The organism is Flavobacterium geliluteum (genome assembly GCF_017948595.1).
Taxonomy (GTDB): domain Bacteria; phylum Bacteroidota; class Bacteroidia; order Flavobacteriales; family Flavobacteriaceae; genus Flavobacterium; species Flavobacterium flavipigmentatum.
Map to the genome: position 1 here is coordinate 70,577 of NZ_JAGFBV010000012.1, position 12,726 is coordinate 83,302.

The 12,726-nt window shown below is 34.8% G+C and carries 13 protein-coding genes; 5 read left to right on the forward strand and 8 right to left on the reverse strand.

Features of this window, described 5'->3' with window-relative positions; translation table 11 throughout:
• Nucleotides 1-12 precede the first annotated feature (12 nt).
• The 4 genes from J3495_RS09170 (at nucleotide 13) to J3495_RS09185 (ending at nucleotide 4,188) form a co-directional block, all read left to right on the forward strand.
• Nucleotides 13-2,148: a vWA domain-containing protein gene (locus J3495_RS09170; protein ID WP_210666252.1), complete on the forward strand. Its 2,136-nt coding sequence runs from the start codon at nucleotides 13-15 to the stop codon at nucleotides 2,146-2,148.
• A gap of 62 nt (nucleotides 2,149-2,210) precedes the next feature.
• Complete coding sequence (locus J3495_RS09175) at nucleotides 2,211-2,798, forward strand: LURP-one-related/scramblase family protein (protein WP_210666253.1); 588 nt, start codon at nucleotides 2,211-2,213, stop codon at nucleotides 2,796-2,798.
• Between the two features lie 111 nt (nucleotides 2,799-2,909).
• Nucleotides 2,910-3,626 carry a 3-ketoacyl-ACP reductase gene (locus J3495_RS09180; protein WP_210666254.1) on the forward strand — a complete coding sequence of 239 codons (717 nt, stop codon included), beginning with the start codon at nucleotides 2,910-2,912 and terminating at the stop codon, nucleotides 3,624-3,626.
• A 52-nt stretch (nucleotides 3,627-3,678) separates the two neighbouring features.
• Nucleotides 3,679-4,188, forward strand: a complete 510-nt coding sequence (locus J3495_RS09185; RefSeq protein WP_210666255.1) for a hypothetical protein — start codon at nucleotides 3,679-3,681, stop codon at nucleotides 4,186-4,188.
• Between the two features lie 46 nt (nucleotides 4,189-4,234).
• Here J3495_RS09185 and mtaB read toward each other — a convergent pair whose 3' ends face one another.
• Nucleotides 4,235-5,569, reverse strand: coding sequence for a tRNA (N(6)-L-threonylcarbamoyladenosine(37)-C(2))-methylthiotransferase MtaB (gene mtaB, locus J3495_RS09190; RefSeq protein WP_210666256.1), 1,335 nt, complete (start codon nucleotides 5,567-5,569; stop codon nucleotides 4,235-4,237).
• A gap of 530 nt (nucleotides 5,570-6,099) precedes the next feature.
• On the opposite strand from mtaB, the gene J3495_RS09195 reads away from it, so the two are divergent.
• Nucleotides 6,100-6,618, forward strand: a complete 519-nt coding sequence (locus J3495_RS09195; RefSeq protein ID WP_210666257.1) for a hypothetical protein — start codon at nucleotides 6,100-6,102, stop codon at nucleotides 6,616-6,618.
• Between the two features lie 166 nt (nucleotides 6,619-6,784).
• Here the strand turns inward: J3495_RS09195 and J3495_RS09200 are convergent, their stop codons facing one another.
• From J3495_RS09200 to J3495_RS09230, 7 genes are all read right to left on the reverse strand, one after another.
• Entirely contained in the window at nucleotides 6,785-7,315 is a 531-nt protein-coding gene (locus J3495_RS09200; protein WP_210666258.1) for a GNAT family N-acetyltransferase, read from the reverse strand.
• Nucleotides 7,316-7,325: 10 nt separating this feature from the next.
• A complete protein-coding gene (locus J3495_RS09205; protein WP_210666259.1) occupies nucleotides 7,326-8,129 on the reverse strand; it encodes a Cof-type HAD-IIB family hydrolase in 804 nt (267 codons plus the stop codon).
• A 56-nt stretch (nucleotides 8,130-8,185) separates the two neighbouring features.
• Nucleotides 8,186-8,404 carry a putative signal transducing protein gene (locus J3495_RS09210; protein ID WP_210666260.1) on the reverse strand — a complete coding sequence of 73 codons (219 nt, stop codon included), beginning with the start codon at nucleotides 8,402-8,404 and terminating at the stop codon, nucleotides 8,186-8,188.
• A gap of 25 nt (nucleotides 8,405-8,429) precedes the next feature.
• Nucleotides 8,430-9,218: an alpha/beta hydrolase gene (locus J3495_RS09215; RefSeq protein ID WP_236025427.1), complete on the reverse strand. Its 789-nt coding sequence runs from the start codon at nucleotides 9,216-9,218 to the stop codon at nucleotides 8,430-8,432.
• Between the two features lie 51 nt (nucleotides 9,219-9,269).
• Nucleotides 9,270-9,929 (reverse strand): DEAD/DEAH box helicase, encoded by a 660-nt coding sequence (locus tag J3495_RS09220; protein WP_210666262.1) that lies wholly within the window; start codon nucleotides 9,927-9,929, stop codon nucleotides 9,270-9,272.
• Between the two features lie 141 nt (nucleotides 9,930-10,070).
• Nucleotides 10,071-11,234 (reverse strand): sigma-54-dependent transcriptional regulator, encoded by a 1,164-nt coding sequence (locus J3495_RS09225; protein ID WP_210666263.1) that lies wholly within the window; start codon nucleotides 11,232-11,234, stop codon nucleotides 10,071-10,073.
• A 100-nt stretch (nucleotides 11,235-11,334) separates the two neighbouring features.
• A complete protein-coding gene (locus J3495_RS09230; RefSeq protein WP_210666264.1) occupies nucleotides 11,335-12,648 on the reverse strand; it encodes an ABC transporter permease in 1,314 nt (437 codons plus the stop codon).
• Nucleotides 12,649-12,726: the final 78 nt, after the last annotated feature.

The following is a 12,726-nucleotide window of genomic DNA, read 5'->3' on the forward strand; positions in this document are numbered from 1 at the left end:
AAAATTACTATCATGAAAAACGTAAAACTTATTTCATTAGCCCTTTCTATGCTCGTATGTTTCGTAACGATGGCGCAAGAAAAAACCATTACAGGAACGGTTTCTGATAATGCTGGTCCTATTCCCGGCGCGACTATCGGTGTGCAAAAAACAAAAAAAACAGCGACAACAAATTACGAAGGAAAGTACACTATTACCGCTCAAAAAGGAGATGTTTTGGTCTTTAGCTACATCGGATTAAAATCGCAAACACGAATCGTTGGAGACAAAAACATCATCGATATAAAACTCGAAGAAGACCAACAAACACTAAACGAAGTTGTCGTTGTGGGCTATGGAACTTCACGCTCTAAAAAGAAAATGACAACCGCCCACTCTACGCAAATGATTCAGGGAAGAACTATGGGGCTTCAAGTTTCGCATAACTATGATAAGGCAATGGCGAGTCCGAGTATTGCTATTCGAAAAGAAGAATCAATTGCGGCTAAAAACGAACCTTTGTACATCATTGACGGTGTCCCTGCAAAAGCAAACCAAATTGCCAAAATAAATCCGAATGATATTCAGGATATAAAAGTTTTGAAAGACGACAATGCCACCAATCTTTATGGCCGCAAAGGAAAAAATGGCGTTATTGTTTTGGCAACTAAAAATGAGCTGTATAAAAATCTTTCAGAGAAAGAACTTGATGCCAAATTGACACATTTAACTACTACTCAGCCTGTAGAACCCAATCAGGAAGATTATGATACTTTTATTGAAAATGCCTTTGAGAGCCCAAAAACAGCGCCACTTTCTACTTTCTCTATTGATGTTGATAATGCTTCCTATACCAATATAAGACGTTTTATTAACAACGGTCAGGCAGTTCCTAAAGATGCGGTGCGTGTCGAGGAAATGGTCAATTTCTTTAAATACAATTATCCGCAACCAAAAGATGCTCATCCGTTTTCTATCAATACAGAATTGAGCGATTCGCCGTGGAATTCTAAAAATCAAATTTTAAAAATTGGTTTGCAGGGAAAAAATATTCCTACCGATGATTTACCTGCTTCGAACTTAGTTTTCCTAATAGATGTGTCTGGTTCGATGAGCGAAATGAACAAATTACCACTATTGAAACAATCTATGAAAATATTGGTAAACGAATTGCGTAAAAAAGACAAAGTTGCCATTGTAGTCTATGCAGGAGCGGCTGGAATGGTTTTGCCTCCTACCTCTGGAGATGAGAAAAAAACTATAATTGATGCCTTAGAAAATTTAAATGCCGGAGGAAGTACTGCGGGTGGTGCGGGAATTAATTTGGCGTATAAAATTGCAGCAGAAAATTTTATTAAAGACGGAAATAACAGAGTCATTCTAGCAACTGATGGCGATTTTAATGTGGGCGATTCCTCGAATACAGACATGGAAAAACTGATAGAAGAAAAAAGAAAATCAGGCGTTTTCCTAACCTGTTTGGGATACGGAATGGGGAATTACAAAGACAGCAAAATGGAAACCTTAGCCGATAAAGGGAATGGAAATTATGCTTATATCGATAACATTCAGGAAGCCAACCGTTTTTTAGGAAAAGAATTCAAAGGTTCGATGTTTGCGATTGCAAAAGATGTAAAAATCCAGATCGAATTCAATCCAAAACAAGTTCAGGCCTATCGTTTAATTGGTTATGAAAATCGAAAATTACGTCCCGAAGATTTTAAAAACGACGCCATTGATGCGGGCGAATTAGGAAGCAACCACACCGTGACGGCTTTGTACGAAATTATTCCAACGGGAATTAACAGCAATTATGTGACCAACCAGCCGGACAATTTAAAATACACGCAAGTACAAGCCAATCCGAATAATTATACAAATGAATTGGCAACTGTAAAATTCAGATATAAAAAACCTGACGGAGATAAAAGTATCGAAATGGTACAAATAATAGAAAATAAAGCTGTGCTTTTGCAAAATGCGTCTGATGATTTAAAATTTAGTAGTGCTGTGGCTTGGTTTGGATTAAAATTGAGAGATTCAAAATTAATTACGAACAAATCTTCCGAAGATATCATCAAATTGGCAAAACAAGGATTGTCTAACGATTCTGAAGGATACAAAGCAGAATTTATTCGTCTAGTTGAAGCAACAAAAGAAGCGTATTAAGCAATATTTATTTACATTTGAGGTTTTTCACTCATACATTTTAATTTTAAAAATAAACCTTAATGCACCCAATTCTAAATCAAAATTTATTTCTTGTAAAAGAACACATCGGTATGTTTAAAGCGGCCAACAACTATGATATTTATAGCCCTGAAAGCAACGAAATTATAATGAAGTGCCGAGAAAACAATCTTGGAATTTTTACTAAAGTTTTACGTTTTACAGATTATAAAAGAATGACTCCTTTTAACATCGAAATTACAACAGCTTCAGGCGAAAAACTGATTTCGGTAAAACGTGGTGTTGCTTTTTTTCGCTCAACAGTTGAAGTTTTTGATGAGAAAGATAGATTGCTTGGTACATTCAAGCAAAAATTCTTTTCATTTGGCGGAAAATTCGAAATTTTAGATAAAAATGATCGACCTGTTTGTACGCTTCAAGGAAAATGGACAGGTTGGGATTTTAAATTTACACACGAAAATAAGGAACTGGCGCAGGTAAATAAAAAATGGGCAGGAATGGGAAGAGAGTTTTTTACAAGTGCTGATAATTATGTACTTCAAATTGAAGAAACTGTCGCTGCAGACTCTCCGCTGAGACAATTAATATTGGCTGCAGTAATGTGTATCGACATGGTTTTAAAAGAATAAAAAGCTGTTAAAGTTACATTAAGAAACATAGAAAAGCATCATTTTCGGAACCAAAAATAGTATTTTTGTGTAAAGAAAATGATGCTTTTTGCATTTTGAAAAATATAAATCATGACAGACTTAAAAAATAAAAATGCCCTAATCACAGGAGCTGGAAAAGGAATCGGAAAAGCAATTGCTCTGGCTTTGGCCAAAGAAGGTGTAAACGTAATTCTACTTGCCAGAACTCAAGCCGATGTTGACCAACTGGCTATTGAAACAACTGCTTTAGGTGTAAAATCGTTGGCGCTTTCTGCGGATGTGTCGGATATGAAAGCAGTAAACGAAGCAGTAGAAAAAGCCTTATCAGAATTTAAAACTATTGATATCCTAATCAACAATGCAGGAATTGGTTCTTTTGGAAAATTTTTAGAATTGGAACCAAATACTTGGGAGAGAATCATTCAGGTGAATCTTATGGGGACTTATTATGTCACTCGCGCTGTTATTCCTAATATGATAGCAAGACAAACTGGCGATATTATTAATATTTCATCAACGGCCGGACTCAATGGAAATGCATTAACAAGTGCTTACAGTGCCTCAAAATTTGCTGTTATGGGACTCACAGATTCTTTAATGCAAGAAATGAGAAAACACAATATTCGTGTAACAGCATTGGCTCCAAGCACCGTTGCAACTGATTTGGCAATCGATTTGAAATTAACTGATGGAAATCCAGAAAAAGTAATGCAATCGGAAGATGTGGCCGAATTAATTATCGCGCAACTGAAACTAAACCGAAGAGTTTTTATAAAAAATAGCAGTATTTGGTCGACCAATCCTTAATAAAAACGCTACTTATAAAAAATACGACAGATTAAAAAATTTAAAAAACATCATGGAACAATATTTAAGACAATTAATCTCAATCGGATTTACAGATAAGAAAGAAATTTTTACCGGATTTTTAATTGATTATTCCGATGACTGGATTTTACTAAAAAACAATCCCGTTGATTTTATAATTGATGGTTTTGTAATTTTGAGAAACAAAAATATTGACGTAATCGAAAGAGATGAAGATCTCGCTTTTACTGAAAAAATAATTCGGATGAAAGGTTTGAAAACAAATGCCGAAGACATCATCCCGATCAAAGATTTAGCTTCTATTGTACATTTTATTTCCACTAAATATGGTATTTTTCAAATTGCAAAAAAATCTGCAAAATCTGCTTATCTCGGAAAATTAATTGAATTAAATAACGAAGAACTCACAATTGATTTCTTAGACACCCGAGGTCAGTTTGGAGGTGAATTGAATTTTAATCCCGAAAAAATAAGAGTCATTGAGTTTGATACAGACTATATTAATTCTTTAAAATTGGTAGTTTCAGAAAACGAGAACTAAAATGTAGATTACATCAAAAAGCCCTTAAAAAAGGGCTTTTTGATTTTTATGCTTCTATGAGTTTAGCAGTAAATGCTACACGAACGCTTCCGTCTTCATCAATTTTCGTTAAATTAACAGGTTGCAATTGGTTGACCAATTCAGGATTCCAAGGTGCTTTTACTTTGACGTAATTCTCGGTAAAACCGTGAATATATCCTTCTTTATTTTCACTTTCAAACAAAACCGTTCTGTTAGTCCCTAACTGACTTTCGTAAAAAGCACGACGCTTTTTTACAGACAGACCGCGCAACATTTTGCTGCGTTTTGCTCTTACATTGGCAGGAACAATACCTGTCATAGCAGCAGCTTCGGTATTGTCTCTTTCAGAATAGGTAAAAACATGCAGATAAGAAATATCCATTTCATTTAAAAAATGATATGTTTCTAAAAAATGCTCGTCGGTTTCGCCAGGAAATCCAACAATAACATCAACACCAATACAGGCATGTGACATTACTTCACGAATTTTATTTACACGTTCTGTATATATTTCACGCAAGTACCTGCGCTTCATTAATTTTAAAATATCGTTGCTTCCAGATTGCAACGGAATATGAAAATGAGGTACAAAAGTGCGGCTTTTAGATACAAACTCGATTGTTTCATTTTTTAATAAATTGGGCTCTATGGAAGAAATACGCAAGCGCTCAATTCCCTCGACTTTATCCAAAGCTTGTACTAAGTCTAGAAAAGTATGCTCGTGCTTTTTATTTCCGAATTCTCCTTTTCCATAATCTCCAATATTTACACCAGTAAGCACAATTTCTTTGATTCCCTGCTGTGAAATTTCAGACGCATTCTGTAATACATTTTCGAGTGCGTCACTTCTGGAAATTCCTCTCGCAAGCGGAATTGTGCAATACGTACATTTGTAGTCGCAACCGTCCTGTACTTTCAAAAAAGCTCTTGTGCGGTCTCCGATAGAATAGCTTCCTACGTAAAAATCGGCTTCGGCTATTTCGCATGAGTGTACTTCACCCATGTCGTTTTTGCTCAAATCGTTGATATAATCGGTAATTTTAAATTTTTCTGTAGCTCCAAGAACCAAATCAACGCCATCCACAGCCGCCAATTCTTCCGGTTTTAATTGCGCGTAACAGCCAACAGCAGCAACAAAGGCTTTGTTATTAAGCTTCATTGCTTTTTTTACAACTTGCTTAAACTGTTTATCGGCATTTTCTGTGACTGAACAGGTGTTGATGACATAAATATCGGCAACTTCTTCAAAATCAACACGATCAAAACCTTCTTTATCAAAGTTTCTTGCAATGGTTGAAGTTTCTGAGAAATTCAATTTACAGCCAAGTGTGTAGAAGGCAACTTTTTTTCTGTTTTCCATAATATGTCTTAAATTAATGAAATCGTTGTCAAAAAATTTAAGACTGCAAATTTACAAACAATATTCTTTATAATAAAATCAATAATTCACTAAAAAACAAGACATTACCTTATTACATCTTTAAACACCTTCAAACAGAGCACAGCAAAAGTTTGAAAAAAATGAATTTTAATCAAACAATGATCTATTATTTCTGCTAAAAAAGAAGAAAAAAAGGAATAAAAAAACAATAAAAATCGCTAAAAATTACAAATTTATAAAATATTGAAAATTAGGACGATAGCTAATTTTGAGAAAAATCATCAAAATAATTGAAAATTTCTTGCAAACTTCTTTGTTGGCGCAGATTTTAGCATTAAATTCACACTTCCAAAACAAAAATTTACAAATCGATAAATTTGTTTTTGTACAGAAAGGTTAAAATAGGTTTTATTGAAAAATTAAAAACAGCTTTTTTTCTTTTTGTGAATGAATAAAATGGGTAAGCCGAAAACCATATATAGAGTAGGCAAATTTAAAATTTTTACTTTATGAAAGCATTTTTCCCCACGATCTGCTTAATTCTTTTGACCATTTTTACTTCAGAAGCACAAATCGCTGCTCCTCCAACAAATGAATTCCCGTCTATAAGCACGCTTACAAGCTGGGCAAGTTTTAACAATCAGACACAATTTGATATTGCAGTACGTTCAGTTGGATTTAAATTTGAAGTAAAAGAAGCGGGAGAAGAGTCTACAGCTTACACTTACATTAGAAAAGTTACTGTAAATCAAGTAAACTATACCGACAGAATCGTGTATAGAATTACGAGTAACAACTCTGCAAGTATCATTTCATTGGTTACTGCATCTACAGATTTAGTAACTTTATACACGCCTCAATTGGCAACTTTTAAAAGTAATAAATGCAAAACAGAAATGTCTAAAGACAAAAACACTACTTGTACCTGTTACGAAAGTGCCAATTTTGCGATCGACATTTGTGACGAACGAGTAAAATTGACAATGGGGGACGGAAATAAATATTTTGTTTCTGTTGCAAAACAATAATAATTCAAAATTATCTTTATAAGAAGCGCTCAAGTCTGCGAGCAGTGCATCCCATATCTTTACATAACCAATGCCGTCAACAATTAATTTTTATTAAATTTATTAAGGCAAATTAAAAAGTCTGTAAAGATTTGGGATACTTTCTTATTAAGGTCAAAAAACTGAACTACATCAGATTCGGATTTTGCAATTCGTACCAAACTTCCTCTTCCTCTTCGTATGCAAAAGAATTTACGTACTGAAGTCCTATTTTTTCTAAGATCTTTCTTGAATTTTCATTTCCCTCATCTGCATAAGCATAAATGGCATCTGCTTTTATGTGATTAAAAGCATAATCAACAAAGGCTTTTCCGGCTTCGGTAGCATATCCTTTTCCCCAATATTTTTCTATAAAACGATATCCAATTTCATAAAAATTTTTGTGATTATTGATCTCGTTAGTGATGAATTTTATTCCAGACCAGCCTATAAATTCTCCTGTTTCTTTTAAAGTAACAGCCCACCTTCCTGTACCAAAATCTTGATATTGCTGTTGAATATCTTGTATTTGAGCCAGGCTTTCAGTTTTAGTTTTTACGGGTTTATTTCCGAGAAAAACATGAACATTAGGGTTCGAATCCAATTCGAACATACCCTCTACATCTGAAAGCAATAATTCTCTCAAAAGCAAACGTTCTGTTTCTATCGGATCTTTCATTAAAAATGGTTTAATTTAAAATATAGCGTTGTACAACTTCTGCAACACCATCATCATTATTTGATGCAACGATTGCATTGGCTCTATCGCGTAACTCTGGTGTCACATTATCTACCCAAACTCCCAAACCGGCGTATTCGATCATTGTCAAATCATTTCCTGCATTTCCTACCGCTATGATTTCACTTTTCAAAATATTCAATTTTTCTGCCAAAAGCTTCAAACTTGCCGCTTTATCAATTCCGTTTTGAGCTGCCTCCAAGAAAAAAGGTTTCGACATTGCCACACTCAAATGAGGCATTGCCAGTTTTAAATCCTTTTCTACTTGTTTCAGATAATCCGGCTCTGCCAATAAAATACATTTTACAGCTGGTTTATAAACTGCATCCTTAAAATTGGCTACCTTAACATGAGGCAATTTTGTAATTTCTTTTTCAATTTCGATAAATTCCGAGTCAGTTTCGCTTATAATAGCACCATCAAGATAGGTGATAATATGCGTTTTCATTTTAATGCTATAATCATACAACTCGAAAATCTGCTCCTGCGTTAATGTTTGCTCAAACAGAACAACATCGTCTTTTGCACTGCTGATTATGGCTCCGTTAAACGAAATAATATAAGAATCGTTAAGGTGTAATTCTAATTCTTTTGCATACGCAGTCATCGCAGATGTAGGCCGACCCGAAGCCAAAACCACATAAACACCTTTGGCCTGCGCTTCAAGAAGCATTTTTTTATTAAGATCCGAAATCTTATGATCGTCTGTCAACAAGGTGTCATCCATGTCGAGCACTAGCATTTTATATTGCATGTTTATACGTTTTTAATCGAAGGGTTTAGAATTTACCAGAGATTTAAAATAAAATCTTAAATACTCATTCGAAAATCTTCTATAACTGGATTAGCTTTTGCAAACTCAGTTTCCTGAATAAATACCTCAACTGCCAAGTCCAGACCTCCGTAACCGCCCAATCTCGCCGACTGAATATTATCTTTTTTTAAAGTTTCTACACCTGCAGCTTCTAGCTTTTCAAGCAAAGCATTTGCTAAAATCTCACTTCCTGAATACACCTTCATTAATCCCATAATATGTTGTTATTTTTATTTTTTTTTATTTTAACACTATCTGTAATTGTTTTAAAAAACCTTCATTTTCATTCATGCCCACATGCCCCTGACCTTCCAAACAATAAAAATGATCAGTAGGTTTTAATAGTTTACTTAATCTAATTGAATTTTCAATCGGAATTAATAGATCTTCCGAACCATGAAAAATATAAATTGGTGCTTTTATTTTTGGCAAAAAATCATGTGTTTCAAAGCTAAATTTCTTCAGAAAATCAGGAAAAAATCTCACCTTTGTACTCGACAATTCTCTAAAACTATAATACGGTGCCTGAAGAATTAAGGCTTTTGGCTTATTTTCGGCGGCCAAAATTGTCGCCAATCCAGAGCCAATCGAGTAACCCGTAATAATGATTGTATTCTCAGAATACCTCAAACATAAATTTTTATAAACAATCGAAATATCCTTATTAAGTTGCTCTTCATCTTCAATTTCGCCTTCGCTTTTTCCAAAACTTCTGTAATCCAGAATAAAAATATCATATCCTAAATCGGTATATCTTTTAGAGATACTGCCCCAGGTTTCCAGTGTTCCTGAATTACCGTGCAGATAAAAAATCAATCCTTTAGTGTTGCTTGCCTTAAACAATAAACCGTTCAATTTTACACCATCAAAAGAACGAATCGTCAGTTCTTCAAATTTGCTTTGGTACTCAAATTGATAATCCTCAGCTAATTTTGCACTTTGAAACACCATTCCAACTTGATTGAAATAGACATAAAAAACGGTTGCCAAATAGAGAAAAGCGAAAAAAGCAGCAAGTACAATTGTCAAAAATTTAAATGTCTTTAACAGCTCCATCACAAATATTTATTTCAATTTTTATTACTCCTCAATCAAACCTTCTTCTTCGTCAAGTTCTTCTTCACCTTCTTCATCCATATCAAAAAAATATGGCTCCAACAACATTTTCTCGGCCAAAATCTCGATACGTTCTGTCAGTTTTTCAGCAAAAATAATACGCTGTGTTTTGGTGATACTGTTCGAAATACGCATAATTTTAGTTTCGTGGCGCAGTTTCAAAATTGGGTCTGCATCGTCTAAAATCAGCATTTTTAAGCGATTCACATTGTATCCGGCGGTGGTAAACATATCGCCAAGTTTGTTTGGAGTTCCGATTAAAACATCCACTCCTGTAGAAATATAGTTTTTATCGTAATCCATATCTCCTTTGTCATGCACTCCATAGACCTCGAGATTATTATGTTTTCCGTATTTTTCAAAAAGTTCTTCCATCTCCAAAACTTTCGTTTTGTCCTCGACAATAATTAAAGCACGTGGTGATTCTTCTGTCTGACCCGCCAATTGCTGAATCACATTTAACACTATCGTTGTCGATTTTCCACTTCCTTTAGGAGAAATAATCATACAGTCGGCACCACTTTTTATGGTCGAAAAAGTCTCTTTTTGCAGAATATTAGGCTCTGTAAGACCGTTCTCGATTAAAGCGTCTTGTAACTTCTCGTTTATTTTTTTTAGTTTCATCTTTTTAATGCTTTAAGCTTTAAGCGATATGCTCTAGGCAAAAATTATTTTACTTAATTGCTTTAGACGCCAAGCAATGCGCCATAGGCAAAATTTATTATTTTGTAGCTTAAAGCATATCGCCTAAAGCCTAAATACTTTTTATTTGCTTGCAAACATTTTTACATCGGTTTCAGAAATCTCGGTTCCTCCCAAAATAATCAGTCTTTCGACCACATTACGAAGTTCACGGATATTTCCTGTCCAATCATATTCTTGCAATAATTTTATGGCTTGCGCCGAAAATATTTTGACAGCATTACCTTGTTCCGAAGCAATTTTCTCTGTAAAATGCGCGATCAGAGCCGGAATATCGTCACGTCTTTCATTCAAAGGTGGCACCTTGATCAAAATCACGGCCAGACGATGGTATAAATCTTCGCGAAAACGACCTTCTGCAATTTCAGTTTTCAGGTCTTTATTGGTTGCTGCCACGACACGCACATCTACTTTTATATCTTTCTCAGCTCCCACTCTTGTAATCATGCTTTCCTGCAAAGCACGTAAAACTTTGGCTTGCGCCGAAAGACTCATATCACCAATTTCATCTAAGAAAATAGTTCCTTTATCAGCCGCTTCAAACTTTCCTGCACGATCTTTTACAGCCGATGTAAAAGCGCCTTTTACATGACCAAACAATTCGCTTTCGATCAATTCGCTGGGGATAGCGGCACAATTCACTTCGATTAAAGGAAAATTTGCACGCTCGCTTTTTTCATGTAATTGATGTGCAACTAGTTCTTTTCCGGTTCCGTTTGGTCCTGTGATCAAAACTCGGGCTTCGGTTTGAGCCACTTTATCGATCATCAATTTGATATGACTAATGGCTTCGCTTTCGCCCACCATTTCGTAGTTTTTACTGACTTTTTTCTTTAAGATTTTATTCTCAACTACCAATTGCTTTTTATCCAAAGCATTTCGAACAGTATTCAATAAACGGTTTAAATCTGGCGGTTTAGAGATGTAATCAAAAGCTCCCAAGCGCATCGTATGAATGGCGGTTTCCATATCACCGTGTCCGGAAATCATCACCATCGGAATCTCTGGTTTTATCTTTTTTACTTCTTCTAAAACCTCTACACCATCTAATTTTGGCATTTTGATATCGCACAAAACCAAGTCGTAATCGTTGTTTTTTATTTTTTCAAGACCAACAGCACCATCTTCTGCTTCTTCAACCTGATAAGAATCATTCTCTTCTGATAAAATTTTTACCAAAACTCGTCTGATCGCTGCTTCGTCTTCTATAATTAGTATTTTACTCATTTTTTTTGAGGTGCTAAGATTCTAAGATACTAAGGTTCTAAGTGAAAAACTAAAAAAAACTTAGCCTCTCAGGATCTTAGAATCTTAGCATCTTTAATAGTTAATATTTAAGCCATTTATACAATTCTTTCCAAGTTGGTTTTTTGCCATACATTAAAATACCTACGCGGTAAATTTTTGCGGCAAACCACACGACAAAGAAAAAAGTAGCAAACAATAATGATACCGAAATCGCAATTTGCCACCACGGAACGCCAAACGGAAGTCTCATAAGCATTACGATAGGTGAAGTTAGCGGAATCATCGAAAATACTATCGCAATAGTACCGTGAGGGTCATTCACAACAGTAAAAAAACCAATATAAACACTCAATACCAACGGCATAATGATTGGTAAAAGAAATTGCTGCGAGTCGGTTTGATTGTCTACGGCAGCACCAATAGCCGCATAAAACGAACTGTATAAAAAGTAGCCACCGATAAAATAAACCACAAAACCAAATAAAATACTGGCAATGGGTAAATTCCACGCTTCGCTAATGTACATTTGCGCCGTTCCTGAAAATTCTCGTTGGGCTACATGCATCATTTCTGGCGAAATTCTGCTTGTAGGACCAATATCAACTCCAAAAAACATCGAAGCTGCCAACATCAAACTTAGACCAATAATAGCCCAAATTGTAAATTGCAAAAGGCCAGCCAGCGAAGTTCCGACGATTTTACCAATCATCAGCTGAAAAGGTTTTACCGACGAAATAATAATCTCGATAATCCTGTTGGTTTTTTCTTCGATCACACTTCTCATGACCATATTTCCATAAATGATAATAAACATCATGATAAGATAACCAAATGCGCCACCAATGGCAATCTTGATTTCGTTAAGCCCTTTCAGGCTTTCTTCTCCCGATGATTTTGCCAAATGCATATTGACAGTTGCTTTTGCTTTTTGAATAGCAATCGTATCTAATTGTGCTTTTTCAAAATTGAGTTTCGTGATTTTTGAAGCAATCAAACCCTGCGTTTTTTTGATAAAAGAAATACTTGGGCTGTTATTAGAGATAAACTCTACTTTGGTTTCCAGTTCTTTTAAGGTTGTTTTTGGAATAAGGATTAAACCTTCAAAATTCTCTTTTGCAATACTGTCTTTCAATGATTCCGAATCAATTTCAGAAAGATTAAGATAATGGTATTCTGAGTCTTTTTTGTTTTGTTTTAAAAAGCTATCCGCAAATAAACCCGTTTCATCATGAATCGCAATTCGTTTGGTCTCGGGCTTCATTGAACTCAAATAAGCAATAAATCCGGCAATGGCGACAAACAATAACGGACTCAGAAAAGTCATGACAACAAAAGATTTGTTGCGCACTTTGGCAACAAATTCTCTTTTTATAATTAATGAAATGATGCTCATTTTAATATTTTAGATTTTAAATTGTTGATTTTAGATTTAAGATTCTAGATTTTCACTCTAAAATTTAAAACCTGAACT

What these genes read in the sequence shown, in the direction of transcription:
- J3495_RS09170 (WP_210666252.1), top strand. Translation starts at nt 13, where the DNA reads ATGAAAAACGTAAAACTTATTTCATTAGCCCTTTCTATGCTCGTATGT.
- J3495_RS09175 (WP_210666253.1), top strand. Translation starts at nt 2,211, where the DNA reads ATGCACCCAATTCTAAATCAAAATTTATTTCTTGTAAAAGAACACATC.
- J3495_RS09180 (WP_210666254.1), top strand. Translation starts at nt 2,910, where the DNA reads ATGACAGACTTAAAAAATAAAAATGCCCTAATCACAGGAGCTGGAAAA.
- J3495_RS09185 (WP_210666255.1), top strand. Translation starts at nt 3,679, where the DNA reads ATGGAACAATATTTAAGACAATTAATCTCAATCGGATTTACAGATAAG.
- mtaB (WP_210666256.1), bottom strand. Translation starts at nt 5,569, where the DNA reads ATGGAAAACAGAAAAAAAGTTGCCTTCTACACACTTGGCTGTAAATTG.
- J3495_RS09195 (WP_210666257.1), top strand. Translation starts at nt 6,100, where the DNA reads ATGAAAGCATTTTTCCCCACGATCTGCTTAATTCTTTTGACCATTTTT.
- J3495_RS09200 (WP_210666258.1), bottom strand. Translation starts at nt 7,315, where the DNA reads ATGAAAGATCCGATAGAAACAGAACGTTTGCTTTTGAGAGAATTATTG.
- J3495_RS09205 (WP_210666259.1), bottom strand. Translation starts at nt 8,129, where the DNA reads ATGCAATATAAAATGCTAGTGCTCGACATGGATGACACCTTGTTGACA.
- J3495_RS09210 (WP_210666260.1), bottom strand. Translation starts at nt 8,404, where the DNA reads ATGGGATTAATGAAGGTGTATTCAGGAAGTGAGATTTTAGCAAATGCT.
- J3495_RS09220 (WP_210666262.1), bottom strand. Translation starts at nt 9,929, where the DNA reads ATGAAACTAAAAAAAATAAACGAGAAGTTACAAGACGCTTTAATCGAG.
- J3495_RS09225 (WP_210666263.1), bottom strand. Translation starts at nt 11,234, where the DNA reads ATGAGTAAAATACTAATTATAGAAGACGAAGCAGCGATCAGACGAGTT.
- J3495_RS09230 (WP_210666264.1), bottom strand. Translation starts at nt 12,648, where the DNA reads ATGAGCATCATTTCATTAATTATAAAAAGAGAATTTGTTGCCAAAGTG.